Origin of the sequence: Microbacterium binotii, from assembly GCF_021398715.1 — a bacterium.
Lineage (GTDB): Bacteria > Actinomycetota > Actinomycetes > Actinomycetales > Microbacteriaceae > Microbacterium > Microbacterium binotii_A.
The window spans coordinates 2,077,669-2,103,488 of the sequence record NZ_CP090347.1 but is presented as its reverse complement, the minus strand read 5'-3'; the positions used below and the strand labels follow the sequence as shown (position 1 = coordinate 2,103,488).

Annotated in this window: 23 protein-coding genes, 1 tRNA gene and 1 pseudogene; 18 read left to right on the top strand and 7 right to left on the bottom strand. The window is 68.9% G+C overall.

Annotated elements, in window-relative coordinates:
• The first annotated feature begins 1 nt into the window (after nucleotide 1).
• The 14 genes from LXM64_RS10530 (at nucleotide 2) to der (ending at nucleotide 14,457) form a co-directional block, all read left to right on the top strand.
• The gene (locus LXM64_RS10530; RefSeq protein ID WP_234073173.1) at nucleotides 2-1,711 is read left to right on the top strand and encodes a CTP synthase; all 1,710 of its coding nucleotides are present in this window, start codon (nucleotides 2-4) and stop codon (nucleotides 1,709-1,711) included.
• Between the two features lie 13 nt (nucleotides 1,712-1,724).
• Complete coding sequence (locus tag LXM64_RS10525; protein ID WP_234073172.1) at nucleotides 1,725-2,294, top strand: NUDIX domain-containing protein; 570 nt, start codon at nucleotides 1,725-1,727, stop codon at nucleotides 2,292-2,294.
• A gap of 1 nt (nucleotide 2,295) precedes the next feature.
• Entirely contained in the window at nucleotides 2,296-3,219 is a 924-nt protein-coding gene (xerD, locus tag LXM64_RS10520) for a site-specific tyrosine recombinase XerD (protein ID WP_234073171.1), read from the top strand.
• Between the two features lie 86 nt (nucleotides 3,220-3,305).
• Nucleotides 3,306-4,520 (top strand): aminotransferase class V-fold PLP-dependent enzyme, encoded by a 1,215-nt coding sequence (locus LXM64_RS10515; protein ID WP_234073170.1) that lies wholly within the window; start codon nucleotides 3,306-3,308, stop codon nucleotides 4,518-4,520.
• Nucleotides 4,521-5,600 (top strand): DsbA family protein, encoded by a 1,080-nt coding sequence (locus LXM64_RS10510; protein WP_234073169.1) that lies wholly within the window; start codon nucleotides 4,521-4,523, stop codon nucleotides 5,598-5,600.
• A 65-nt stretch (nucleotides 5,601-5,665) separates the two neighbouring features.
• A complete protein-coding gene (locus LXM64_RS10505; RefSeq protein WP_234073168.1) occupies nucleotides 5,666-6,262 on the top strand; it encodes a vitamin K epoxide reductase family protein in 597 nt (198 codons plus the stop codon).
• Between the two features lie 149 nt (nucleotides 6,263-6,411).
• Nucleotides 6,412-7,989 (top strand): M20/M25/M40 family metallo-hydrolase, encoded by a 1,578-nt coding sequence (locus tag LXM64_RS10500; protein ID WP_234073167.1) that lies wholly within the window; start codon nucleotides 6,412-6,414, stop codon nucleotides 7,987-7,989.
• A 94-nt stretch (nucleotides 7,990-8,083) separates the two neighbouring features.
• Nucleotides 8,084-8,971: a ParA family protein gene (locus LXM64_RS10495; protein ID WP_192900681.1), complete on the top strand. Its 888-nt coding sequence runs from the start codon at nucleotides 8,084-8,086 to the stop codon at nucleotides 8,969-8,971.
• The gene (locus LXM64_RS10490; RefSeq protein ID WP_137416645.1) at nucleotides 8,955-9,770 is read left to right on the top strand and encodes a segregation and condensation protein A; all 816 of its coding nucleotides are present in this window, start codon (nucleotides 8,955-8,957) and stop codon (nucleotides 9,768-9,770) included. Before LXM64_RS10495 ends, LXM64_RS10490 begins: the two co-directional genes overlap by 17 nt.
• Nucleotides 9,760-10,368 carry an SMC-Scp complex subunit ScpB gene (scpB, locus tag LXM64_RS10485; protein WP_234073166.1) on the top strand — a complete coding sequence of 203 codons (609 nt, stop codon included), beginning with the start codon at nucleotides 9,760-9,762 and terminating at the stop codon, nucleotides 10,366-10,368. Before LXM64_RS10490 ends, scpB begins: the two co-directional genes overlap by 11 nt.
• Entirely contained in the window at nucleotides 10,365-11,138 is a 774-nt protein-coding gene (locus LXM64_RS10480) for a pseudouridine synthase (protein WP_234073165.1), read from the top strand. The genes scpB and LXM64_RS10480 overlap by 4 nt, the downstream gene beginning before the upstream one ends.
• Nucleotides 11,135-12,262 carry a prephenate dehydrogenase gene (locus LXM64_RS10475; RefSeq protein ID WP_234073164.1) on the top strand — a complete coding sequence of 376 codons (1,128 nt, stop codon included), beginning with the start codon at nucleotides 11,135-11,137 and terminating at the stop codon, nucleotides 12,260-12,262. The genes LXM64_RS10480 and LXM64_RS10475 overlap by 4 nt, the downstream gene beginning before the upstream one ends.
• Nucleotides 12,255-12,944 (top strand): (d)CMP kinase, encoded by a 690-nt coding sequence (gene cmk, locus LXM64_RS10470; RefSeq protein ID WP_234073163.1) that lies wholly within the window; start codon nucleotides 12,255-12,257, stop codon nucleotides 12,942-12,944. Before LXM64_RS10475 ends, cmk begins: the two co-directional genes overlap by 8 nt.
• Entirely contained in the window at nucleotides 12,934-14,457 is a 1,524-nt protein-coding gene (gene der / locus LXM64_RS10465; protein WP_137416650.1) for a ribosome biogenesis GTPase Der, read from the top strand. Before cmk ends, der begins: the two co-directional genes overlap by 11 nt.
• Before the next feature lie 15 nt (nucleotides 14,458-14,472).
• Here der and LXM64_RS10460 read toward each other — a convergent pair whose 3' ends face one another.
• Nucleotides 14,473-15,207, bottom strand: coding sequence for an anaerobic ribonucleoside-triphosphate reductase activating protein (locus LXM64_RS10460; RefSeq protein ID WP_234073162.1), 735 nt, complete (start codon nucleotides 15,205-15,207; stop codon nucleotides 14,473-14,475).
• A 1-nt stretch (nucleotide 15,208) separates the two neighbouring features.
• Entirely contained in the window at nucleotides 15,209-17,023 is a 1,815-nt protein-coding gene (locus tag LXM64_RS10455; protein ID WP_234073161.1) for a ribonucleoside triphosphate reductase, read from the bottom strand.
• A gap of 258 nt (nucleotides 17,024-17,281) precedes the next feature.
• Between LXM64_RS10455 and LXM64_RS10450 the strand changes: the two genes are divergently transcribed.
• Genes LXM64_RS10450 through LXM64_RS10440 form a run of 3 tightly spaced genes read left to right on the top strand, consistent with a single transcriptional unit; the run spans nucleotide 17,282 to nucleotide 19,239 of the window.
• Nucleotides 17,282-18,217, top strand: coding sequence for an NUDIX domain-containing protein (locus tag LXM64_RS10450; RefSeq protein WP_234073160.1), 936 nt, complete (start codon nucleotides 17,282-17,284; stop codon nucleotides 18,215-18,217).
• A 6-nt stretch (nucleotides 18,218-18,223) separates the two neighbouring features.
• A complete protein-coding gene (locus tag LXM64_RS10445; RefSeq protein WP_234073159.1) occupies nucleotides 18,224-18,673 on the top strand; it encodes an SRPBCC family protein in 450 nt (149 codons plus the stop codon).
• Nucleotides 18,670-19,239, top strand: a complete 570-nt coding sequence (locus tag LXM64_RS10440) for a hypothetical protein (RefSeq protein ID WP_234073158.1) — start codon at nucleotides 18,670-18,672, stop codon at nucleotides 19,237-19,239. Before LXM64_RS10445 ends, LXM64_RS10440 begins: the two co-directional genes overlap by 4 nt.
• A gap of 123 nt (nucleotides 19,240-19,362) precedes the next feature.
• On the opposite strand, the gene LXM64_RS10435 is transcribed toward LXM64_RS10440, so the two are convergent.
• Genes LXM64_RS10435 through LXM64_RS10425 form a run of 3 tightly spaced genes read right to left on the bottom strand, consistent with a single transcriptional unit; the run spans nucleotide 19,363 to nucleotide 21,669 of the window.
• On the bottom strand, nucleotides 19,363-20,634 hold the full coding sequence (locus LXM64_RS10435; protein ID WP_234073157.1) for an HNH endonuclease signature motif containing protein: 1,272 nt from the start codon (nucleotides 20,632-20,634) through the stop codon (nucleotides 19,363-19,365).
• Between the two features lie 42 nt (nucleotides 20,635-20,676).
• Nucleotides 20,677-21,063: an RNA-binding S4 domain-containing protein gene (locus LXM64_RS10430; protein WP_234073156.1), complete on the bottom strand. Its 387-nt coding sequence runs from the start codon at nucleotides 21,061-21,063 to the stop codon at nucleotides 20,677-20,679.
• A 24-nt stretch (nucleotides 21,064-21,087) separates the two neighbouring features.
• A complete protein-coding gene (locus LXM64_RS10425) occupies nucleotides 21,088-21,669 on the bottom strand; it encodes a GNAT family N-acetyltransferase (protein ID WP_234073155.1) in 582 nt (193 codons plus the stop codon).
• Between the two features lie 115 nt (nucleotides 21,670-21,784).
• Between LXM64_RS10425 and LXM64_RS10420 the strand changes: the two genes are divergently transcribed.
• Nucleotides 21,785-21,858 (top strand) — tRNA-Pro (locus LXM64_RS10420).
• A gap of 251 nt (nucleotides 21,859-22,109) precedes the next feature.
• Here LXM64_RS10420 and LXM64_RS10415 read toward each other — a convergent pair.
• Nucleotides 22,110-22,295, bottom strand: a pseudogene (locus LXM64_RS10415) (tyrosine-type recombinase/integrase); the annotation flags it as partial.
• 60 nt (nucleotides 22,296-22,355) lie between these two features.
• Nucleotides 22,356-25,280 carry a DEAD/DEAH box helicase gene (locus LXM64_RS10410; protein WP_234073154.1) on the bottom strand — a complete coding sequence of 975 codons (2,925 nt, stop codon included), beginning with the start codon at nucleotides 25,278-25,280 and terminating at the stop codon, nucleotides 22,356-22,358.
• Nucleotides 25,281-25,820 lie beyond the last annotated feature (540 nt).

The following is a 25,820-nucleotide window of genomic DNA, read 5'->3' as shown; positions in this document are numbered from 1 at the left end:
CGTGACGAACTCTTCCGGCTCAGGCCTCTTCCACGGTACGAACAACGACGACACCACCAAGCACATCTTCGTGACGGGCGGTGTCGTCTCCTCGTTGGGCAAGGGCCTGACCGCGGCCAGCCTGGGCAATCTGCTCACCGCTCGGGGCCTGCGCGTCGTCATGCAGAAGCTCGATCCGTACCTGAACGTCGACCCGGGAACGATGAATCCGTTCCAGCACGGCGAGGTCTTCGTCACCGACGACGGCGCCGAGACCGACCTCGACATCGGGCACTACGAGCGCTTCCTCGACATCGAGCTGAGCCAGGCCGCCAACGTCACGACCGGTCAGATCTACTCCCAGGTGATCGCCCGCGAGCGCCGCGGCGAGTACCTGGGCGACACCGTGCAGGTGATCCCGCACATCACCGACGAGATCAAGCGACGGATGCGGCTGCAGGCCAGCGAGTCGCCCAAGCCCGACGTGATCATCACCGAGGTGGGCGGCACGGTCGGCGACATCGAATCCCAGCCGTTCCTCGAGGCGGCGCGTCAGCTGCGTCACGAGCTCGGCCGCGACACGGTGTTCTTCGTGCATGTCTCCCTCGTGCCCTTCATGGGCGCGTCGGGGGAGCAGAAGACCAAGCCCACGCAGCACTCCGTCGCCGCTCTCCGCTCGATCGGCATCCAGCCCGACGCCCTGGTGCTGCGCAGCGACCGTCCCGTCACCGACGCCAACAAGCGCAAGATCGCGCTCATGTGCGACGTCGACGTCGAGGGCGTCATCAACACCGTCGATCTGCCGAGCATCTACGACATCCCCTCCACCCTCAACGAGCAGGGCCTGGACGCGTACATCGCACGCCGGCTCGGGCTCAGCGAGAAGGCGGCGGAGGTCGACTGGTCGCGCTGGCAGCAGGTTCTCAACGCCGTGCACAACCCCAAGCACGACGTCACCATCGGGCTGGTCGGCAAGTACATCGACCTCCCCGACGCCTACCTGTCGGTGACGGAGGCGTTGAAGGCCGGCGGCTTCGCGCACGAGACCCATGTCAACATCCGGTGGATCCCTTCCGACACCTGCGAGACGCCCGAGGGTGCCGCGGCCGCGCTCGCCGAGGTCGACGGCATCGTCGTACCCGGCGGATTCGGCATCCGCGGCATCGAAGGCAAGCTCGGTGCTCTGCGCTTCGCGCGTGAGCAGGGCATCCCCACACTCGGCATCTGCCTCGGCCTGCAGTGCATGGTCATCGAGTACGCCCGCACGATGGCGGGCCTGGAGGGTGCGTCCTCAAGCGAGTTCGACCCCGACACGGTGCACCCCGTCGTTGCCACGATGGCCGAGCAGGTCGACATCCTCGACCACGGCGACCTGGGCGGCACGATGCGGCTGGGGCTGTACCCGGCCGACCTCGCCGAGGGCTCGATCGCGGCGGAGGTCTACGGTTCGACCCGCGCCTCCGAGCGGCACCGCCACCGCTACGAGGTCAACAACGCCTACCGTGAGCAGCTCGCCGAGGCGGGGCTCGTCTTCTCGGGCCTGAACCCCGACCTCGGTCTGGTCGAGTACGTCGAGCTGCCGCGTGACGTGCACCCGTACTACATCGCGACCCAGGCCCACCCCGAGCTGCGCTCGCGGCCGACCGAGCCGCACCCGCTGTTTCGCGGACTCGTCGGCGCGGCGCTGGACCGTCACCGCGCGAGCGAGCTGTTCGACGTCGAGAACGCGTGAGCGGGGCGCGGCCGTGATCGAGGACGAGCGGTTCGACGGCGAGGTCGTCGACACGAGCGTGGTCTTCCACGGCCGCGTGTGGGACGTGCGCTCGGATGTGGTGCGCTACGGCGACGGCGAGATCGTCCGCGACTACGTCGACCACACCGGGGCGGCCGCCGTCGTGGCCATCGACGACGAGGAACGAGTGCTGCTCATCCAGCAGTACCGGCATCCGATTCGACGTCGCGATTGGGAGATCCCGGCGGGGCTGCTCGATGTGGCGGGGGAGACGCCCGCCGAGACCGCTCGTCGGGAGCTCGCGGAGGAGGTCGATCTCGCCGCGGGCAGCCTCGAGCCCCTCGTGAGTCTGTTCACGAGCCCGGGCGGCAGCGACGAGATCGTCCACGTCTTCCTCGCGCGCGATCTGGTCCAGCTCAGCGCCCACGAGCGCACCGACGAGGAGGCGGACATCGTCGCGCAGTGGGTGCCACTGGCCGACGTCGTCGGAGCGATCTTCGCGGGCGCTGTGCGCAACGGCATCCTCATCTCGGGCGTGCTCGCCGCGGCCGAGCGGCTCCGCCGGGACGACCTGGCCGGCTGAGATGCGCATCGGCCGCGCGGTCGAGGTGTACCTGCGCCACGTGACGATCGAGCGCGGGCTGGCCTCGCATACCGTCGACGCGTACCGCCGGGATCTCGGGACGTACGTGGCGTGGCTCGCGGAGCGCGGCATCGAGGACGTCGACGCGGTGGATGCGGCGCAGGTCGCCGCATTCGCGGCGGAGAAGGCGTCTGCCGAGCCGCGGCCGGCGGCATCCAGCCTCGCCCGGCTGCAGTCCTCGGTGCGCGGGTTGCACCGGTTCCTCGTGCGCGAGGGGATCCGCGAGGACGATCCGGCGCAGGATCTCCGACCGCCCAAACTCGCGCAGCGGCTCCCCAAGGCGCTGACCATCGATCAGGTCGAGCGTCTCCTCGATGCGTCGGGCCCCGCACCCGGGCAGGCAGAGACGGCCACTTCCGTCCAGCTTCGCGACCGTGCGCTCGTCGAGCTGCTGTACGCGACCGGTGCGCGCGTCTCGGAGATCGTGCAGCTCGACGTCGACGACCTCGCGCACGGCGAAGTCCTGCGGGTGCGGGGAAAAGGGTCGAAGGAGCGGATCGTCCCTGTCGGCTCCTACGCCCGCGCCGCGGTCGACGCCTACCTCACGCGCGCCCGCCCCGAGCTCGCGCGCCGCGGCCGGGGCACGTCGCGCCTCTTTCTGGGCGCGCGGGGAGCGGCGCTGTCGCGGCAGAGCGCGTGGGCCGTGCTGCAGCAGGCGGCGGAAGGAGCGGGGCTGGAGGCGCACGTCTCGCCGCACACGCTGCGCCACTCCTTCGCGACGCACCTGCTGCAGGGCGGAGCCGATGTGCGCGTGGTGCAGGAGCTGCTCGGCCACTCCTCGGTGGCCACGACCCAGATCTACACGCACGTCAGCGTCGACGCCCTCCGCGACGTCTACGCGGCGGCTCACCCGCGGGCGCGCTGAGCCGCATGCGCTCCCCGTTCCGACACCGGGGATAGTCACGGCTCCGCCGGGGGCGGCAGCCCGTGCGCCCGCGGATCATCGGAGGGGTGAGGAGACTACGCCGCACCACGACGGGGGAGGGAGCCGCGGAACGTCCGGGGTTCGCCTACCTGCCCGCCGACACCGTGTACCTGGATGCGGCCTGCCAGTCGATGCGCCCCGAGCCCGTCATCGAGGCGCTCGACGAGTACTTCCGCGCCCGAAACGCGTGCGGCGGCCGCGCCTCCTACGAGAGCGCGCGCCAGGTGGATGCGGGCGTCGCCGACACGCGCGCCGCGGTGCTGCGCGCACTCGGACTCGCCTCCCGCACGCATGCGGTCTCCTTCACGCTGAACACCACGTACGGCCTGAATCTCCTCCTGACGCAGATACCGGCCCGCCGATTCCGTCGCGTCGTGACGACGGTCACCGAGCACAACGCGGTCTTCCTCAGCACCATCGCCTTCGCCCGCGCTCGCGGGATCGATCGTGTCGTGCTGGAGCGCGATGCCCTCGGTGGTCTGATCTACCGCGATGCCGACCTCACTGACGCCCTCGTGGTCGTCTCTGCCCAGAACAACGTCGACGGCGCCGTCACCGCCGATCTGCCGGGGCTCGTGGCCGACGCCCACCGCCTGGGCGGCACGGTCGTCGTCGACGCCGCGCAGGCGATGGCCCACGCACCCGAGGTCCTGCGGTCTCTCGCGGCCGATGCGATCTGCTTCTCGGCCCACAAGGCCTACGGGCCGTCCCTGGGCGTCGTCGTCGCGACGCATGAGCTTCTGATGTCGCTCGAGGTCGGATTCGTCGGCGGCGGTCAGGTGGCGGAGGTCTCCGCGGACGACTTCGTGCTGCTCGACGAGCCGCACACCCGCCTCGAGCCGGGCTTGCAGGCGTGGGGCGAGATCCTCTCCTTCGGCGCGGCGCTGCGGTGGCGCGAGGCGTACCCGCGCACCACCGGGGAGTCCGTGGAGCAGCGTGAGCGACGCCTCACGCGTGCGCTGCGCGAGGGGCTGGGTGAGATCCCGAACCTGTCGGTCTTCGGTGACGCCGACGGTGCGCTCGTGCCGTTTCGCGCCCACCGCGTCGACAGCAACCGACTCGCGGTCTTCCTCTCGAAGGCGGGGATCTCCGCGCGCAGCGGGTACTTCTGCGCCCACTACTGGCTGCGCGAACGCGAACGGGTCGAGCCGCTGCTGCGGTTGAGCCTCGGCGCGCACAACACCGAGCAGGACGTCGCGCGGTGTCTCGACGTGCTCGGCCGGATGCTGAGGGGGCTCTGAATGCTGTGCATCGCCGCATTCCTCGTGCTGCTCGTCCTGGCGGCCGTCTCCGCGAAGTACCGGCGCCTGCTCGGCACAGCGTGGCGATGCGTCACCCGGCGCGTGACGTTCCGCCCCTGCGACACATCGTTCCGCGAGGACGTGAAGAACAGCATGCTCGCGCCCCTCGCGGTGCGGGCTCCGAGGCTCGTGAAGCCGGCGAGCATCGCGATCGAAGTGGCCGCCTGGATCATGGTGCTCTCGCTCGTCGTGAGCCTGTACATCGTCGGCAAGAGCGGGCTCAACCTCTTCGTCTACGGCACCTGCAACCCGCAGGACACCCAGGCCTGCAGCCTGTCCGCGGGGGCGTGCAGCATCGATGCCGGTGCGGACGACTTCGGTTCCGCCCTGGGCAAGGGAGATGTCATCGGCGCGTTCGCCGCGGAGTTCCGCTCGCTCGGCAAGACCTTCGACGCGCTCCCGAGCCGGCTGAAGGACTGGGATGCGCGCGAGTACCTCCCCGAGGCGGCGAGTTACGCCGGCGGGTACCGTGACGAGCTGCCGGTGGCGGTCGAAGTGATCGACCCGGGCTGCCGCTTCTGCGCCGAGCTCTTCCGCAACATCGAGAGTGCGCGCTTCGCCGACGCACAGAACCTCGCCTACATCCCGTACCCGATCGGACCGGATGCCGCCCCGAAGTTCACGAACTCGCCCCTGATCACCGACTACCTCACCGCCATCCGCCTCACGGAGCAGGCCGATGTCCCCGCGAAGGGAGCGACGGACTGGCGGATCCTCGAGCACATCTTCACGGGGGAACGCGCCGACGGCGTCGCCTGGCAGACGTGGTTCAACGAGCAGGCCTCACCGGAGCAGGCCGAGACCCAGCTGCAGGAGTGGCTCGCGGAGGCCGGCTACGACGTCTCCGCCATCCAGGACATCGCGCGGCTCGCCGCATCCGATCGGGTGCACGAGATCGTCGCAGACGGCAAGCGCATCGTGGAGGAGGAGATCCGCACGGCGACGGTTCCCACCCTCATCGCCGACGGCGCCCTGCACCCCGGCGTCGTGTCGGTCGACCAGCTCCAGGGGATGCGGTGAGCCGGGCGCATTAGTCACGGCCGCAGCGCCCCGCGAGTCGGACTCCTCGCGCGCACACTGAGCGCATGAGCGTTCCCACCGCGCCCCCGTCACGCGCGCTCGCCGTCTTCTGGATCGTCGCCGGCCTCCTCGGCTGGGCGGTCTCGTTCCTGCTGTACCTGGAGTACATCGGCCAGCTGCGGGGCATCGACCCCCTCGTGTCGTGCCAGCTGAGCGTGATCGTGACGTGCGGGCCCAATCTGCTCTCACCCGGCGGCAACCTTCTCGGCTTCAGCAACTCGCTCATCGGCGTGGTGCTCTTCCTCGGCCCGATCTACGCCGGTGTGACGGCGCTCGCCGGGGCGACGGGCCTCAGAAGCTGGTACTGGCGCACCTACCTGTCCTTCATCGCCGCCGCCTTCGTGTTCGTGCACTTCCTGGCCTACCGGAGCATCTTCGAGTACGGCTCGCTCTGCCCTTGGTGCATGGTCGTGTGGCTCGTCACCATCCCGCTGTTCTGGGTCACGCTCGGCTGGAGTGCGCGTGCGGGGCTGTGGGGCAGCCGGATGCGGCCGGTCGGTCGGTGGCTCGCGAGCTGGGCGCCGCTGGTCGCCATCCTCGACGTCGCGCTGATCGCCGTCATCGCCCAGCTCAGACTGGACGTCCTGGGCTCGCTGTTCTGAGCCGGCTTCGTGGCGCCGAGCACTTCGCCCGTCGCGTTACGAACCTGTGAATTGTCTAAGCGATCGCCGCTGAATCCGACTAGCGTCGGGCGCACCGGGGAAACGCGAGAGGACACCAGGTGACGACATCACGGCCACGAGCCACCCGTATGGGAATCGGAATCGGAATCGGCGCGGCTCTGGCGGTGACCGCCGGCATCGCGCCGGCCGCTGCCGTCGACCCCGCCGAGCTGGAGGAGCGGGTGACGGTGGACGCCGTCGTCGGCCACCTGCAGCAGCTGCAGGACATCGCCGACGCGAACGGCGGCAACCGGGCGGCGGGTACCAGCGGCTACGAAGCCAGCGCGGCGTACATCGAGCAGGCGCTCACGGCCGCCGGGTACACGCCCGAGCGCCAGTACTTCGACGCGGACCTGCAGACGATCGACGCCTACACGTTGACGGTCGACGGCTACAGTCCCGCCGATCCCTTCGGCATCCCGATGGAGTTCACGCCGGGCACGCCCGCGGGCGGGCTCACAGACCTGCCGCTCATCGCCCCGACCGCGCCGCTGGGATGCACCGCGGACGACTGGGCGGGCACCGATGCCGCCGGCGCGATCGCTCTCGTCTCGCGCGGCAGCTGTTCCTTCGCGGAGAAGTCGGCGGCGGCTGCCGCCGCCGGCGCGGAGGCCGTGATCATCTACAACAACGAGGCGGGGCCCCTCCAGGGCACCCTCGGAGCTCAGACGCCCGACCTCGCACCGACCGTCGGCATCCTGCAGAGCGAGGGTCAGGATCTCCTCGCCGCGCTCGCCGACGGACCGGTCCTCGCGGATCTCGATCTGCAGCAGCACATCGACTCGGTCGAGACGTTCAACATCATCGCCGACACGCCCACCGGCCGCGACGACAACGTCGTCATGCTCGGCGCGCACCTGGACTCCGTCGAGGACGGCCCCGGCATCAACGACAACGGCTCGGGCTCGGCGGCGATCCTGGAGGTCGCCCTCCAGCTGGCCGCATCCGGCGAGCTGGAGAACAAGGTCCGCTTCGCCTGGTGGGGCGCCGAGGAGATCGGGCTGCTGGGATCGGCCCACTACGTGGACGAGCTGTCGGACGCCGACGCCGATGCCATCGCGACGTATCTCAACTTCGACATGGTCGCCTCTCCGAACTACGTGATCGCCGTGTACGACGCCGACCAGTCCACGTACGAAGCTCCGGTGGAGGTCCCCGAGGGGTCGATCGCGACGGAGGCGGCGTTCACGAGCTACTTCGATGCGATCGGACAGCCTTGGATCGACACCGCCTTCGACGCCCGCAGCGATTACAACGCGTTCATCCTGGCGGGCATCCCCGCATCCGGACTGTTCACGGGGGCCGACGACGTCAAGACCGCGGAGCAGGTCGCCCTGTTCGGCGGCACCGAAGGCATCATCATGGACCCGAACTATCACACGCCGGCCGATGACATGTCGAACATCAACACCGAGGCGCTCGGCATCATGCTCGGCGCGATGGCCAGCGTCACCGCGGCGCTGGCGAACGACACGTCCGCCGTCAACGGTGTCGCGCCCATCGTCGACCCGGTCGCCCCGGCGCCCGAGGTGACCGAGGAGGGCGACCACCTGCTGGCCGCCTCCGGCGCGGAGATCTCCGGCGTGTGGCTCGGCGGCGGCGTCCTGGCACTCCTCGCGGGTGCCGTCGTGCTGGCCGCGGCCGCACGTCGCCGGCGCACCGTGTGAGCGCGGTTCGGGGAGGGGGCTCGGTGCGCCCTCCCCGAACCCGCCGCCTGCCGTCGCTAGAATCGATCGAACGACCAAGCAGAGCGGGAGTACGGTGGCGGAGCGCGCAGTGAAGCAGGCGGGTAAAGGCACGAAGGGCGATGTGCCCCTCGGCCCGACCGGTCGCCCCTATCAGGGGTTCGCGACACCGCCGGCTCTCGCCGCCCATGGCCCCGCGCGCATCATCGCCCTCTGCAATCAGAAGGGCGGGGTCGGCAAGACGACCACGACCATCAACCTGGCCGCATCCCTCGCGCACTACGGCCGCAAGGTGCTGGCGGTCGACTTCGATCCGCAGGGCGCGCTGTCCGCGGGCCTGGGCATCACCACGCACGATGTGCCCACGATCTACGACCTGCTGCTGGACACGAAGCGCGACCCGCGCGAGGTCATCGTCAAGACCTCCGTCGACGGCCTCGACGTGCTCCCGGCGAACATCGACCTCTCCGCCGCCGAGGTGCACCTGGTCAACGAGGTGGCGCGTGAGACGATCCTCGCCCGCGTGCTCCGCCACGTGGCGGCGGAGTACGACGTCATCCTCATCGACTGCCAGCCCTCGTTGGGGCTGCTCACGGTCAACGCCCTGACGGCGAGCCACGGCGTGCTGATCCCGCTCGAGTGCGAGTTCTTCGCCCTGCGCGGCGTCGCCCTGCTGATCGAGACCATCGACAAGGTGCGCGACCGGTTGAACCCCTCGATCACCCTCGACGGGGTGCTCGCCACGATGTACGACCCGCGCACGCTGCACTCGCGCGAAGTGCTCGAACGCGTGGTCGAGGCGTTCGGCGACGATGTGCTGGAGACCGTGATCGGGCGCACCGTGAAGTTCCCCGACGCATCGGTGTCGGGGATGCCCATCACCGAGTTCGCTCCCGAACACGCCGCGGCGCAGGCCTACCTGCGTCTCGCGCGGGAGCTGGTCGCCCGTGGCGCCGTCGCCTGAGCCGCAGGACGCGGCCACCGACGGATTCCGGGTATCGCTGGGCGTCTTCGACGGCCCGTTCGACCTGCTGCTGACGCTCATCTCGCAGCACGAGCTCGACATCACGGATGTGGCGCTCAGCGTCGTCACCGATGAGTTCATCGCGTACCTGCGCCAGCTCGGGCCGGATGCGGAGCTCGACGAGGCGTCGGAGTTCCTCGTCGTCGCCGCCACCCTGCTCGACATGAAGGTGGCGGGGCTGCTCCCGCAGGGCGAGCTCGTGGACGCGGAGGCGGTGGCTCTGCTCGAAGCGCGCGACCTGCTGTTCGCGCGGCTGCTGCAGTACCGCGCCTTCAAGGAGGTCTCCGCCTGGTTCGCGCGCTCGCTGGAGCGCGAGGAGAGGCGGCACGCGCGCAGCGTCCGCATCGACGAGCGGTACCGTCAGGCCGCGCCGGAGCTCGTCTGGACGCTCAGCACCGAGGATTTCGCCGCGCTCGCCATGCTGGCGATGGCACCGAAGGAGATCCCGACGGTCGGGCTCGATCACCTGCACGCACCGCTGGTCAGCATCCGCGAGCAGGCCGCGATCGTCGTGACCCTGCTGCGTCAGCGGGGCACGCTGACCTTTCGCGAACTGATCGCCGGAGTGGACGCCTCCGGCATCGTGGTCGCACGATTCCTCTCCATCCTCGAGCTGTACCGCCACGCGGCGCTGTCGTTCGAGCAGCTGGAGCCCCTCGGCGAGCTGACCCTGCGCTGGAGCGCGGAACGCTGGTCCGAGGAGAACCTCGCCACTCTGGGAGCCGACTATGACCGATGACATCCGTACCGAGGAATCGGAGACCACCGCCTGGCCGCAGGATGTGGGCTCTGTCGCGCGCCGTCTCGAGGCCGTCCTGCTGATCCTGGACGAGCCGCACAGCGTCGTGGCGCTCGCGGCCGCCGTCAGTGCGCCCGTCCCGGCGGTGCGCAAGGCGATCGCGGCCCTCGTCGCGGACTACGACGGCGAGGACGGCGGCCCGCGCCGCGGCTTCGAGCTGCGCGAGGTGGGAGGTGGATGGCGGCTCTACGTGCGCGAGGAGTACGACCGCGTCATCACCGAGTTCCTGGGCACCCAGCAGCCCGCCCGCCTGTCGCAGGCGGCCCTCGAGACCCTCGCGGTCATCGCGTACAAGCAGCCCGTCACCCGCGGCCAGGTCGCGTCGATCCGCGCCGTCAACGTCGACTCGGTCGTGCGCACGCTCGTGGGCCGGGGCCTCATCACCGAGGTCGGACACGACGGGGAGACCGGCGCCATCCTGTACGGCACGACCGACGCGCTGCTCGAGAAGCTCGGCATCAACACGATCGACGAGCTTCCCCACATCTCACCGCTGCTCGATGACGGCAGCACCGGCTTCGAGGAGATCGCACGATGACCGACACCGAGGGCGTCCGCCTGCAGAAGGCGCTCGCGAACGCGGGCGTCGCCTCCCGCCGCGTGGCGGAGCAGTACATCGTCGAGGGCCGGGTGCGCGTGAACGGCACCGTCGTGACCGAACTCGGCAGCCGGATCGATCCCGAGACCGATCTCGTCGACGTCGACGGCGTCGCGGTCGAGTTCGACCAGTCCAAGCGGTACGTGATGCTCAACAAGCCCACCGGTGTCGTGAGCTCGATGGGGGACGACAGAGGGCGTCGCGACCTGCGTGAGTTCACCCGTGACTTCGAGGAGCGCCTCTACAACGTCGGTCGCCTCGACGCCGACACATCGGGTCTGCTCCTGCTGACCAACGACGGCGAACTCGCCCACGTGCTGGCCCACCCGTCTTTCGGCGTCACGAAGGTCTACATCGCGAAGGTCGACGGGCGGGTGTCGGCGCAGACGATCGCGGCCCTCACGCGCGGCTTCGAGCTGGAGGACGGCTTCATCCGGGCCGACAAGGCGCGCCTGCTCGATGCGTCCGGCACGAACAGCCTCGTGGAGCTCACGCTGCACTCCGGGCGCAACCGCATCGTGCGCCGCATGATGGCCTCGGTGGGGCATCCCGTGCTGGAACTCGTGCGCCGGCAATTCGGACCCCTTCACCTGGGAACACTCCCGGCGGGACGGATGCGGGAGTTGACTAAGATCGAGCGGGGTGCGCTTCTCACGCTCGCGCGCCGTGACCAGGTGTCCGACCCGCCCGGAGAGCAGGAGAACCAGTGAGCGAGTCGAACGGCACCAGCGCGCCCGCGCGGGTCGCCGCGCGCACCTCGGGCACCGTCCGTGTCGTCGGTGCAGGCCTGCTCGGCGCCAGCATCGGTCATGCTCTGCGTGCCCTGGACGTCGACGTCGTGCTCGATGACACCTCACCCGCCCAGCTCCGGCTCGCGATCGATTACGGCGCCGGCCGCGCCGCGACCCCCGGCGACGCCCCCCGCCTCATCGTCGTCGCGGTGCCGCCGGACGTGATCGCCGACGTCGTCGAGCGCGAGCTCGCCGCCTACCCGGACGCCGTCGTGACAGATGTCGCCAGCGTCAAGGGGCAGCCGCTGCGCGCGCTCCGCGCGCGCGGTGTGGACCTCACGCGCTACATCGGCTCGCATCCCATGGCGGGCCGCGAACGCGGCGGCGCCATCGCGGCGCGCGCCGACCTGTTCATCGGGCGGCCGTGGGTGGTCTGCCGCGACGAGGAGACCACGGCCGCCGATCTGGCGCTGGTGGAGGGACTCGCGCTCGATCTGGGCGCCACGCCGATCGAGATGGCGCCCGAGGAGCACGACCGTTCGGTGGCGCTCGTCTCGCACGTGCCGCAGCTCGTGTCGAGCCTGCTCGCCGCGCGGCTCACGGCAGCGCCCGAGGACGCCCTCCGCCTCGCGGGGCAGGGCGTTCGCGACACGACCCGGCTCGCCGCATCCGCACCCGAGCTCTGGGTGCAGATCCTCGGCGCCAACGCCGCTCCGGTCGTCGATGTGCTCGACGCTTTCGCCGAGGACCTCGCCGCCGTCGCCGACGCGCTGCGGGAGCCGGATGCGCCGGGCGCGCGTCGCGGCGTCGCCGACACGATCCTGCGCGGCAACCAGGGCGTCGAGCGACTGCCCGGCAAGCACGGCCAGAACCGTCGCTTCGAGACCATCGTCGTCATGGTGGACGACACTCCGGGCCAGCTCGGTCGCCTGTTCGGCGAGCTCGGCGAGCTCGGGGTGAACGTCGAGGACCTGCGCCTGGAGCATTCGCCCGGCGCCCAGTTCGGACTGGCAGAGATCAGTGTCGTTCCCGCGATCGCCGCACCCGCCGTGGCGGGGCTCGAGGCGCGCGGGTGGAGGATTGCGAGCAGTGCCAATGAGTGATTCCGACGTCACGATCGTCGCCGTCGACGGTCCCGCCGGCAGCGGCAAGTCCTCGGTGTCGAAAGAGGTCGCCCGACGCCTCGGCTACGGCTACCTCGACACCGGAGCGGTGTACCGCTCGCTCGCGTGGCACGCGCTCGACCGCGCTGTCGACACCTCCGACGCCACCGCGGTGCTCGAGGCGATGGGCGACTTCGACGGCAGCATCTCGCTGGACCCGGACGACTACTGGGTGCGGGTGGGAGACACGGACGTCACGGAGGCGATCCGCGAGACCCGCGTGACCGAGGCGGTCAGCGGCGTCGCCCGTGTCCCTGTCGTGCGCCACACCGTGAACGCGCGTTTCCGTTCCCTCGTCGCCGAGTCGGGGCGCCCCGGCGTCGTCGTCGAGGGTCGCGACATCACCACGGTCGTGGCTCCCGATGCGCCCGTGCGCATCCTGCTCACGGCGGCCCCCGAGGTGCGCGCCGCCCGGCGCAGCGCCGAGGTGAGCGGACAGGATGCGGCGGCCGTCGCCGATTCGCTGCGGCGCCGTGACGCATCAGATTCCACCGTCGTCGACTTCATGTCGGCGGCCGAAGGGGTCGAGGTCGTGGATTCCACGCACCTCGACTTCGATGAGACAGTGGCGGCCGTTCTCGCGGTCGCAGAGAAAATGCAGGAGGTGCGCGATGCGCGCTGAGGACGAGTACGAAGCCGGACCAGATCAGCTCGAGGAGACCCTCGCCGGGATCGATGACACGCTCGCCGAGCAGCGCGCGATCGCGCTGCGGGCATCGCTCGAGGACTACGACCTCGACGACGACGACGCCGAGGTGCTCGCGGGGCTCGTCGGCTCCGGGGACGGGATCGAATACCTGCCGGCGCTGCCGGTAGTCGCGATCGTCGGTCGCCCGAACGTCGGCAAGTCCGCGCTCGTGAACCGCATCCTCGGACGCCGCGAGGCCGTCGTCGAAGACACCCCCGGCGTCACACGCGACCGTGTGACCTACAAGGCGGAGTGGCTCGAGCGCCGCTTCTCACTCGTCGACACCGGGGGTTGGGAGCCCGACGCCAAGGGCATCGACCGCTCGGTCGCCGCCCAGGCCGAGGTCGCGATCGACCTCGCCGACGTCGTGCTCTTCGTGGTCGACGCGATGGTGGGCGCCACCTCGACCGACGAGCACGTCGTGAAGCTCCTGCGCCGCAGCGGCAAGCCCGTCATGCTCGTCGCCAACAAGATCGACGACGCGCGCCAGGAGCCCGAGGCGGCGGCGCTGTGGAACCTGGGCCTCGGCGAACCGCATCCGGTCTCCGCGATCCACGGCCGCGGTGTCGCGGACCTGCTCGACGAGCTCGTGAAGGTGCTGCCGGACGTCTCCGCCGTCGCCAAGCACGAGATCGGCGGCCCGCGCCGCGTCGCGATCCTCGGGCGCCCGAACGTGGGCAAGTCGTCGCTGCTGAACAAGGCGGCCGGCGAGGAGCGCGTCGTCGTCAACGAGCTCGCCGGGACCACCCGCGACCCGGTCGACGAGATCGTCGAGCTCGGCGGCAAGCTCTGGCGGCTGGTCGACACCGCCGGCATCCGCCGCCGCGTGCACCTGCAGCAGGGCGCGGACTTCTACGCATCGCTGCGCACCTCCGCGGCGCTCGAAAAGGCCGAGGTCGCCGTCGTCGTGCTGGACGTGTCCGAGCCGCTGAGCGAGCAGGACGTGCGCATCATCGACATGGTGCTCGAGTCGGGCCGTGCGCTCGTGCTCGCCTTCAACAAGTGGGACCGCCTGAACGACGACGACATGGCGAACATCGACCGTCGCCGGTACCTCGAGCGCGAGATCGAGCAGGACCTCGCGCACGTCGCGTGGGCGCCGCGCGTCAACATCTCCGCGCGCACCGGTCGCCACCTCGAGAAGCTCGTCCCGGCGCTGGAGACGGCCCTCGAGTCGTGGGATCAGCGCATCTCGACGGGCAAGTTCAACGCCTTCCTCTCCGAGCTCGTCGCCGAGCACCCGCACCCCGTGCGCGGCGGCAAGCAGCCCCGCATCCTGTTCGGCACGCAGGCGGGCACGCGTCCGCCGACCTTCGTCCTGTTCACGACCGGCTTCCTGGACCCCGGTTACCGCCGGTTCATCCAGCGTCGCCTGCGTGAGCTGTACGGCTTCGAGGGCACGCCCATCGTCATCAACATGCGGGTGCGCGAGCGCCGCCAGCGCTGAGCTCAGCGCACCGTCTCATCGCACGGAGAACCGCGCGAACCGCTCACCCGGCACCGTGTCGAGCGAGACCTCGTAGGAGGCCTCGCCGACGCGGGGCAGGGGGATGCGGGTGCCTTCGCTGCGGAAGCGCTGCAGTGCCCAGCAGGTGACGCCGGCGTCGGCGAGCCGGTGCCCGAGCACGGCGAGCTCGGCCGCATCCGCCGCCTCGGGGTGCACCGTCGTGCGCACCTCGTAGTCGAGCGGGCGGTTCGTGACCGCGCGCGCCGCCGACTCGGCCAGCACGACCGACAGCGAGCCCCAGGAGCGCTCGGCGCTGTTCGAGTAGCCGGTGACCCTCTCGTAGAGCCGCTTGCTTGTCTTGATGTCCAGCCCCACCCAGTCGACGTAGGGCAGGATGCGGGCGAGCGCCGCCGGGTAGATCCCCGCCGTGTGCAGTCCGACGGCGAACCCGAGCTGGCGCACCGCCGCGATCGCTGCCGGCAGCGCGGGCTGCATCGTGGGCTCACCGCCCGAGAACACGACGCCGTCGAGCAGACCCCGCCGCTTCTTCAGGAACGACCGCAGCGTCTGCCAGCTCATCGCCGCGGGCGCGCGGGGAGCACGCAGCGCCGGATTGTGGCAGTAGAAGCAGTCCCACGGGCACCCCTGCAGGAAGACGGTCGCGACGAGCCTGTCGGGCCAGTCGACCGTGGACAGACGCGTGAGACCGGCGATGCGCAGGGTGGCGGGATCGATCGCGGCGGGGATCACCTCACACCGCCGCGGCGGCGAGGGAGCGCGACTCGGCGAACGCGACGCGCTCGGCGGCCTCGCCCTTCTTGCCCACGTTGAACGACGACACCGGGCGGAAGTAGCCCATGACCCGCGTCCACACCTCGCAGTCGGCGCCGCACTCGGGGCACACGGTGTGCTCGCCCGATCGATAGCCGTGGCGCGGGCAGATCGAGAAGGTGGGCGTGATGGTGATGTAGGGCAGGCGGAACTTCTCGAGCGCACGACGCACGAGCGTGCGGCAGGCCGCGGCGGAGGAGACGGCTTCGCCCATGTAGAGGTGCAGCACCGTGCCGCCCGTGTACTTCTGCTGCAGATCCTCCTGCAGCAGAAGGGCCTCGAACGCATCGTCGGTGTAGCCGACCGGCAGTTGCGACGAGTTCGTGTAGTACGGGTTGTCGTCGGTGCCTGCGTGGCGGATGCCCTCGTAGCGGGCGATGTCGCTCTTCGCGAAGCGGTACGTCGCGCCCTCGGCGGGTGTCGCCTCGAGGTTGTACATCGTGCCGGTCGCCTCCTGGAACTCCACCATCCGGTCGCGGATGTGATCCAGGATGCGGGCGACGAGGGCGTGTCCCGCATCCGAGGTGATGTCGTCCGTGTCGCCGGTGAAGTTGCGCACGAGCTCGTTGAGCCCGTTGACGCCGATCGTGGAGAAGTGGTTGTCGAGCGTTCCGAGGTAGCGCTTCGTGTAGGGGAAGAGGCCGCCGTCGATGTGGCGCTGGATCACGACGCGCTTGGCCTCGAGGCTGTCGCGGGCGATCTCGAGCAGCTCGTCGAGTCGGGCGATGAGACCCGCCTCGTCGCCCGGGTGCAGGTAGCCGATGCGTGCGCAGTTCACGGTGACGACGCCGAGGGATCCGGTCTGCTCCGCCGATCCGAACAGGCCGTTCCCGCGGGCGAGCAGCTGAGTGAGATCGAGCTGGAGTCGGCAGCACATCGACCGGATCATGTGCGGGTCGAGGTCGGAGTTCACGAAGTTCTGGAAGTAGGGCAGCCCGTACTTGGCGGTCATCGCGAACAGGGCGTCGACGGCGGGGTCGTCCCAGTCGAAGTCCTTCGTGATGTTGTAGGTCGGGATGGGGAAGGTGAATGCCCGTCCATCGGCGTCGCCGGCGGTCATGACGTCGATGAAGGCCCGATTGATCATCGCCATCTCGGGCGCGAGGTCTCCGTACGTGAAGTCGCACACCCGGCCGCCGATCATCGGGCGCTGGTCGGCGAGGTCGTCCGGGCACGTCCAGTCGAGGGTGAGGTTGGTGAAGGGGGTCTGCGTGCCCCAGCGGGAGGGGACGTTGAGGTTGAAGACGAACTCCTCGATCGCCTGCCGGACGGCGCCGGAGTCGAGGGCGTCGAGGCGGACGAAGGGGGCGAGGTACGTGTCGAACGAACTGAACGCCTGGGCGCCCGCCCACTCGTTCTGGAGTGTCCCGAGGAAGTTCACCATCTGCCCGAGAGCGCTCGAGAGGTGGCGGGGCGCGGCGGAGGAGACCTTGCCGGGGACGCCGTTGAAGCCCTGCTCGAGCAGGGTGCGCAGCGACCAGCCGGCGCAGTATCCGGCGAACATGTCGAGGTCGTGGATGTGGAGGTCGCCGTCGCGGTGCGCGGCGCCCGCCTCCGGTGCGTAGACCTGGTCGAGCCAGTAGTTCGCGATGACCTTGCCCGATGTGTTGAGCATCATGCCGCCGAGGGAGTATCCCTGGTTGGCGTTGGCGTTGACGCGCCAGTCTCCGCGGGAGAGGTACTCGTCGATCGTGGGGGCGACGGGGATCGAGCGGGCGGTGGTGGACGTGGACATGCAGGCTCCTTCTAGCCGTGGGGTGAAGGTGATCTGCGGTGGTGTGACCACTGTATGTAGGGGCGCGATGCGGTGTCGAACCCATATGTTGTGGAATAACAGCTCTCGCCGGATGTCCGTGCCGCGGGCGTTGTGGGTGCTCACAGTCGCGCGCGTCGGTCCCGGGCGCGAGCCCGGAGCGGGTGTAAGAGGCCCTGCGGGTTTCCCGATTGTGTCGACGGGCGCGTCGGCATCCTCGCGGTGTGCGAGGCTGTCAGCGTGACGATCGAACCCCCCGCCCCCGGAGAGCCGCGCCGGCCGCTGGGACCGCGGGATCCGGGGGATGCTTGGGTCGTCGCTCCGACGGGGGAGCGTTACTGGGGCCGCTTCGGGGCCGCGGGGCTGCTCGCGGTCGACCCGGTGCGCGGCGTGCTGCTGCAGCACCGGGTGTCCTGGAGTCACCACGGCGGCACGTGGGCGCTGCCCGGCGGTGCGCGCCACGAGGGCGAGTCGGCTCTCGACGGTGCCCTGCGTGAGGCGACAGAGGAGGCGGGCGTTCCCGAGGGCGCGGTACGACCGCGGCTCATGAGCGTGTTCGACCTGGGCTACTGGTCGTACGCGACGGTCGTCGCGGATGTCGTGGACGCCTTCGATCCGGTCATCAGCGACCCCGAGAGCGTGGAGCTGTCGTGGGTGCCGGTCGCGGACGTCGACGACTATCCGCTGCATCCCGGCTTCGCCGCATCCTGGCCGCGGCTGCGCGAGCTGCTGGCCGTGCGGCCGAAGATCGTGGTGGATGCGGCGAACGTCATCGGCTCGGTGCCGGACGGCTGGTGGAAGGATCGCGCGGGCGCGGCTGAGCGGCTCGTCGAGCGGCTTCGCGGCCTGGCCGTGCGCGGCATCCCCGGCGATGCCCTGGGATTGGCGGAGGACCGCTGGTACCCGGAGATCAAGGTCGTGCTGGAGGGGAAGGCCCGCGAAGCCGCGCCGGGCGCCGAGGTTCTCTACGCCGCCTCCTACCGGACTCCCGACGTGCTGGTGATCCGCGCCGAGGCCGCGGGCGACGACGCGATCGTCTGGACGGCGCGCGAGGAGGCGGAGTGGGGCGCTCGGGTCACCGTCGTTTCGAGCGATCGCGAGCTTGCGGCGCGCTGCGAGGCGGTCGGCGCCTCCGTCCGCGGTACGCGCTGGCTGCTGGACCTTCTCGAGGACTGAGCGCCGGTGAGTGCTTCGCGGGATTCCGTCTCCGTCGCGCACGACGTCGCGGCCACACCGGACGTCGTCTGGCGCGCACTCACCGTCGATCGGGTGACGTGGTGGCCGGATCTGCGCTTCGACGCCGTGATCGGCGCGCCGCTGGTCGAGACCTGGATCGAGGCGGGGCGGCAGCGGCAGGCTCACGGGGTCGTCACGCGCTGCGAGGAGCCCGGGGTTCTTGCATTCCGCTGGCGAGAGGACGGATGGGCGGCGCCGCTCGAGGTGACGTTCCGTCTGGAACCTCATGGCGCGGCGACCTCCGTGACGATCACCGAGACGGGCTTTCGCCGCGCTGGTGTGCCGCCGACGCTCGCGGATGAGCACGAGGAGGGGTGGAGCCACCACCTCACGCAGCTGGCGCGGGCGTGCGGGATGATCGAGGCGTATCGACCCCGGATCGAACGGACCTCATGAACGATCAGCCCTCTGCTCTGTTGCGCGCGGTTCGTGCCGCGGGCCTGCTTGCCGATCCCGTCGAGGAGGAGGGCGTCGTCCGCGGACCCGCGCGCCTTACCGCCGCCGGGTACGACGTGTCGATCAATCTCGACCCCGAGCCGGAGTTCGATCCTCTCGACGACGAGGTGGGCGCCGAGTCCGTCGACCCTGCCTCGCTCATCGCCGCGGCGGAGGCTTTCCTCACCATGAGCGCCGCGCAGTGGGAGCGTCTGCTCGACGAGATCCTCGAGGAGATCGAGGAGGGATTCGGGCAGGTCGCCGGGCGTGGGGTGGGCCGCGAGGACCTCGTGATCGAGTGGGTGGCGGTCGATCCGGACGCGTACCTCGTGTCGTTCCCCGTGCCTCGCGAATCGCCCGTGGTCTTCATCCGCGCGCAGCTCGACGCCGACTTCCGGCTCGACGAACTGTACGTCGACGATGACGCGGATGATGACGATGATGACGACGACGGTGACGATGCGGTCGAGTTCGCTTCGCTCGAAGCGCTGCTCGATGAGCTCAACGGCAAGAACGGGAAGGCCTGATCGCACGCCGCGACACGCTCTCCGCATCCGTGGGCGCGCGACGTGGAGCAGCGTCCTGCGGTCTCCGGCTCGTGGCGGGCTGAACGTGGCTTCGTCGTCAGGGTGACCCGAGGGCGACCTTCGCTAGAACGGCGGGTCGGCCGCATCCGTGAAGACCACGCGGGATGCGGGGGAGTCGTGGTGCTGTCGGCCCCGCGGGCTGGTCCACTCGAGCACGCCGTCGGGTCCGAGCCTGACGCGCCACGGTGTGGCGTGTTTGAGCGAGTGATGTCGGCGGCAGAGGTGCGCGAGGTTGTCGACGTGCGTGGTGCCGCCGTGGGCCCAGTCGACCGTGTGGTCGATGTCGCAGCGGTGGGTGGGCATGCGGCATCCGGGGAAGCGGCAGCGCTCGTCGCGCACCCGCAGCAGGCGCCGCTGGTCTTCGCTGGGCCGGTAGCGGTCGACGCCCACGACGTTGCCGGTGTGCGGATGGGTCAGCACGCGCGTCCACGCGACGGAGCCCCCGGCGAGGCGGCGGGCGGTCTCGGCGTCGACGGGGCTGACGCCGATCAGTTCCGCGCCCGCATCCGTCGCGCCGAGCAGCGTGGTGGCGGGGATCGTGATGCGCACGTGCGCGTGCACGGCGTCGATACCCGCGTGCGGGGCGTCGGCGGTGTCGGCGGCGGTCGAGGTGAGCAGGAGATCGCTGAGGATGTCGGCGCGCAGCTGGTCGATCGTGCGCGGATCGGTCTCGGGATCGTGGGCGTCGCGCACGAGGTGCGCCATCCGCGTGAGCCGGTCGTGTGCGCCGTGAGCTTCGATGACGGGAAGGACGGCCGTGAGCTCGGCCATGCCGTCGGGAAGGTCGCGCACGAAGACGCCGCGCTGCGTACGTGCCTCGCGGTGGCGCTCGGTGAGCGGACGCTGCTGCGCCTGCTCGGCCAGCCGGCGGAGGATCGGGCGCAGACGGTTGACGGACATCTCGGAGGCGGCCGCGGCGGCATCCTCGTCGTAGGCCGTGAGTTCGGGTCCGTCGAGCCCGGCGGACGCCTCGTGGATCGCGCGCAGGTGGCGGCGCGAGATGCGGCCCTCGGCCAAGGCGGCGAGGGAGCGCGGCAGCCGGCGGGCGATGTCGGCGGCGTCGTGCAGCTCGTTCTGCATGCCGCGGTCGTTCGCGTGCAGGGCGGTGGCGAACTCCGCGGCGATGTCGCGCAGCGGCATCTCGTGCGCCCGGGCCGACGGATCGGACAGGCGGGAGGTGCGGTCGGCGGCGATCTGGCGGGCGGTCGCGAGCAGGTTGAGCTCGAGTGCTTCGAGCGCGGCGATGGATGCGCGGGTCTTCTCGACACCGGCGAGCAGGCCCTCGAGCATCGCCGCTTCGGCGTCCTCGGGGCTCATCGCCGCTGCATCCTTCATGCCTGAAGTCTGGCACCCACCTCCGACATCGCCGGGGCGTGGTCAGTCGTCGGCGGAACGCCCTCGGAGGCGGTCGATATCGCGCCGTTCGCGCTTGGTCGGACGCCCCGCGCCGCGGTCTCGGACCGGGACGAACGCGGTCAGCTCGCGTGGCGGCGGCGGGGGAGTCTTGTCCTCCGCGGCGAGGGCAGCGAGAGGTGCGCTGACGCGCTTCACGATGGTCTGACGCACGACGAGGATGCGATCGAAGCCGGCGATCCGCACGCGCACCTCGTCGCCGGGGCGAACGAGCTGCGCGGCCTTGGCGCGGTCGCCGCCGATGCGGACGTGGCCGGCACGGCAGGCCGTCGTGGCGGCGGATCGCGTCTTGTAGACGCGGACGGCCCAGAGCCACGAGTCGACCCGAACGGGGGATGCCGCATCCGTCATCCCTCCATCCTGGCGGATGCGGGCTCAGCCGAGGTCGAGCGCGACGATCGGCCGGTCGGCGCGGGGGCGCGCGGTCTCGACGAATCCGGCGTCGAGGAAGGTCGTCAGCGCACCGTGGAAGAGCTCGTTCGACGACGTCTTCGTCTGCGCGGTATCGACCGGGTAGGCCTCGACGAGACGGGCGCCGTTCTCGCGCGCGAAGGCGACGGCCGCGTCGAGGAGGCGACGGGTGAGGCCCTGCCCGCGGAACTCCTTGCGCACGGAGAAGCAGCTGATCGCCCAGGTGCGGGCGTCGGTCCAGGGTTCGGGGGAGGTCTTGCCGTAGAGCTTCGTGCGCGCGAGCCGCTCGTGGTCGGGGCGGGGCCCCACGCGCACCCAGCCCGCCCCGACGCCGTCGACGGTGGCGACAAGTCCCGGCGGGACGGATGCGGCCGTCTCCTCACGCAGGAGGTCGGTCTTCTCCTCGACGCTCAGCGCGCTGAAGCGGCTGCCCGGCATCATCCACCACTGGCATTGACACGCCCGGCCGTCGCCGCCGCCGGTGAGGGCGTTCTCGACCTCGTCGAAGCGTTCGCTCGTCGCGGGAAGCACCTGGATCTCGCTCATGTCGCGACCGTACTCCCGGCCGTGGACACACATCCACCGCTTGCGCCACCCGCCGCGTTCGCGGCACGCTCTCGGACCGGCTAAGATGGTTGAGTTGCCCGCGCGCGGGCAGCTCCGGGATGTGGCGCAGCTTGGTAGCGCACTTGACTGGGGGTCAAGGGGTCGCAGGTTCAAATCCTGTCATCCCGACCGGAGACGCAGAAGGGTCGGCCGAATGGCCGGCCCTTCTGCGTTTCCCGTGAGCGGATTATTCAGGCGGGGTCCCCGCGGGCGGAGGCTCCGCGTCCCGCGCAGCGGGGCGTGGAGTGCCCGTGGGGCGCATCCCGACCGGAACTTCCTGATGAAGCCTGGCGATTCGATGTCCGTCAGCCCGCGCGGTCGGCCACGCGCAACTCCGGTAGGCCCCACTCTCCGCAGACTCCCTGCCCCACGCATCAAAGTCAAGTGGTGTAGAGGCTCGCTCCGCTCCATCTGAGATGCTGGTTCGTCCGTTCCGCGGCGAGCGTGAGTTCGGTGGTGTCGGTGTGCAAGTAGCTCATGGTTGTCTCGATCGAGGCGTGTCCGAGGATGTCACGGACGATGTGAAGCGGGACGCCGGCGTTCGCGAACCATGTGGCCCCGGCATGTCTGAGGTCATGTCATCGCAGACCGGGATAGCCGAGTCGCTGTTGCGTCGATGTGCCGTGCTAGTCGGAGCAGAAGACGCGGAGTCGTACTCCGCACTGCTGTGCAGAGCTCCAGGCTGAGGTGAGTAACGCGTGTGCTTGGAGAGCGGATGGAGAAGGAGACTGCTTCGCCAGTTCTTCCTGCAAGGACCTTTTAGAGAGGCAGGCGCCGAGCACGAGCCAAACCTCTCTCATGGCCGCGTGAGACTGTATGACGGCGTCGATAGCCTTCCAGTACTCCAGCCCTGAAGGCTGCGCGTCGCCCCGACGCAAACGCGCGGCCGGTCCGAACTCTCCGGTCGTCCATTCGTTGGTCCAGTAGTCCGTTTTCGGGTGATCGGTGTTGCCGAGGGTGAGGTAGCGGAGGTTTTTGTTTGCTTGCGAGACCACGTCATGGAGTGCGGCGGCGGAAACCTTTGTCGCCTTTGACTCCTTCTTGCTTTTCGCATGGACGAAGATCACGCGACGTTGGGTAAATCCGATGAAGTCGGCGATCTCGGCTCCGAGATCAGTGCAGAGCACTGTTGCGTCGTCCTTGAGTTCCTCGGGGAGTAGGGTGTTATCGACTAGCCCGAATACGGAATCATCCTTCCACTTTCCTCCGGCATCCAGGTTCCCCTTTTCGCCTGCGACGGCGGCAAGGGCGGCGATCGGTTCCAGGATTGAAAGCAGGCCGTTCTCCGAATCCGAGTCGGTGCGTTGCAACGCCCAGAAGTTTCGATTGGCATAGACAAGCCCATCTGCGGTGGCGACTCGGATCGCTTGCTCCCGGTTCACGAACTGCCAGAAGGTGAGGCGTGAATCGATCATTGAACGATAGGGGATCTCCTTCGACGAGGCTACTACGAACCGAAGCGCTTCTTCGTTCCATTGGATCGACGCGTCGATTGTTTCGCCGTTGATCTCGACCTGAAAGACGCCGTCGTCAACGATCCCTCCGGTTAGTTCTAGCGTCAAAGGGGGTAGTCCATCTTCAAGCGGTTCGAATCGATTGTCGTCGATATCGAGAAGTACATGGGCGGCAAGCGGGCGGTCGGGTGATTTCATCGGCGTGCTGTAACGAGCAATAGCGGTGGTTGGCGCTGCGCCGGATCTCAGTGAGACGGCGAGATCGTCATACCAGCGTCGCAGCTCGGCGTAGGTCCCTCGCATCTTTCTCGAATCGCTGACACGTGCGTGTTTGGCGCCGGCGTAACGCACGACGTCCTCGTCGTCGTTTGAGAAGCTTCCCTGCGCGGTAGCGAAGCCAAACGTCGAATCGCCTACCTCAGATGCGATCGACTCGATATCCCGGGCACGGAGCGAGCGTGAGCGCACGCTCCACTCACTCAAATCGTTGTTTGCCAGGGAGATCGCTGAGATGCGCGTGCCGGCTGGTAGAAGGCTGTGTAGTTGAGTCGCACTGATCGGTGAGGTATCGCTTCTGACCGTTTCAGGAAGAGATCCCGTATCAGAGACAAACAACAGCTCCTCGTTTTGATGCACCACGGTGTATCCGAGTGCCATTTCAACGAAGGCGGCCTCGCGTAGGACAGGAGAATTCCAGACGCCTAGGTGCAGCAGTACACGGGTGGAACTGTCGGGCGACCCGATGCTGAGGACCTGGCGATTGTCGCTGATGATGTCTCGGGCAACACGGTCGACGAACACGTCAAGGTCCATATGTGATGGCGTCTGACGAATCACGGTGTTGAGACGGAATTTGATTTGCTTCCAGCTGTCGGAAGACCCCATGTCCACCGACTCTCGGAAGAGTCGATCCCAGTAGAACGATTCTGGCTGTGCGGAGAGCAGCGCTTCGACACCCGCTGGGTCGGTGGCAATCGACTTTGGCGTGTCTCCGTTGTCGAATCGTCGATAACGTTGCCAGGCTCGTTCCATTTCTGGATCGTGAGAGACGACTAGGGGAGCCTTCGTCTCCTGACGAGCCGGGTTGCGAATGGCCCGTCCCAGCTGCTGGACCCGCGCTCGATCGCTCCCAAAATCTTCGTAGATTGCGAGCATGCTGACACATGGGTCATCGAATCCCTCGATGAGCTTGTTTTGGTGGACCCAATAGCGAACGTCAGGGCGATCACTGGGAGAGGGTACAGAACGGCGCAAGATTCCAGACGGGCCGTTGGACTTGAATGTCTCGTGTACGCCCAGTACCCGTTCCCCCCGCTTGTGAAGGGCGCGTGCAATCGCCTCCACATCGGCACTGTTGCCGCAACGGACGATCACACGCTCGTGTGAGGAGAGCGCCTGGGCTCGGTCGAGTACGGCCTCAACGAACGCTGAAACTGATTTCACAGTATCCAGGACGAGAAAGACTGGCTCCCGAAGAACACGATCCCGGATCGCGTCCCGGTGGCTGTATCGATAGTGAGCCTCGGGATCAAGGATGAACAGGCGGTTGTCGTTCCGGAATGGAGTTGCAGTGAGCAGACAGATTGGGGCGTTGGTTGCGCGAACCGCGGCGGACCAACCCGGAGCCGGTTCGTAGTGGCATTCGTCGACCACGATCGCGGTGAACCCTGCGAAGAGCGCGTTCATTTGCGCGGGATCACTGTCGACCTCCTTGAAGATCTGGAGAGCCATTGCCATCGTGGTCACGAAGATTGTCGCAGCGTGCGGTTCTCTAACATGCTCTACGAAGGATCGCGCGCTGCGCACCTGAACGACTGGTGCGAGTCCGTCAGGCCTAGAAACCCCTAGGTGTTCCCACACTCGAGAGTCGATGTCCTCGCGGAGCTGCTTACTGAGTCCGGACCAGGGAGCGAGGACGAGCGCGTCTCTGCCCGATGCTCCGAATTCGACGCCAGCGAGGAGCGAAGCAATCACAGCCGATTTCCCAGTCCCTGTCGGCATCGATACGAGAGCGGCTCCCCGAGTTTCGGTTTGAGAAAGGTATTCACGCAGAACAGTCAGCGCACTTCGTTGATGATCCCAAAGTACGTCTTCCACAGGCGCCTTCCGGTGTGTTGGTCGCGGGTAATAGGACGCTGAGTAGATCTCGCGTGCCTGTAGGCTACTGCGTCACGCTCGCGACCGGGCGCGGACCTATCGGTCTTGGCGTCGGAGAGCCCTTCTTCCGAGAGCGCTGTCTAGGTCGGTGACCCCCGCACAGGCGGCCCGAGCGCGCTGGCGGGCGGTGATCGTCGGCTTTGTGCGCACCGCCCATCGGCGTGCGCGGTAGTTGCCTGCCACGCCGCAACAACCGTCATCGCCGCGAATGCGATGAACCGCTGGGCTATCGCATCGGCTTCGCCGGAGGGACACAGAAGCCGCTACAACAGACGGCCCCTGCGGGCGCGGTGTTGCGATTTGGGTGCGCTGTCCACTCACGCCATTTCACGACGAACAGGACGCACCGGGATCTTCGAGATTTCCACAACCTCGCTGGCACTACGAAGCTGCCTTTGGCCGGCACGAACGTCGTGCGAGGACGCGGGCTGGGTACCAAGAGCCGGGACCTGCCAGGGACCTGATGTACGCAATCTATGC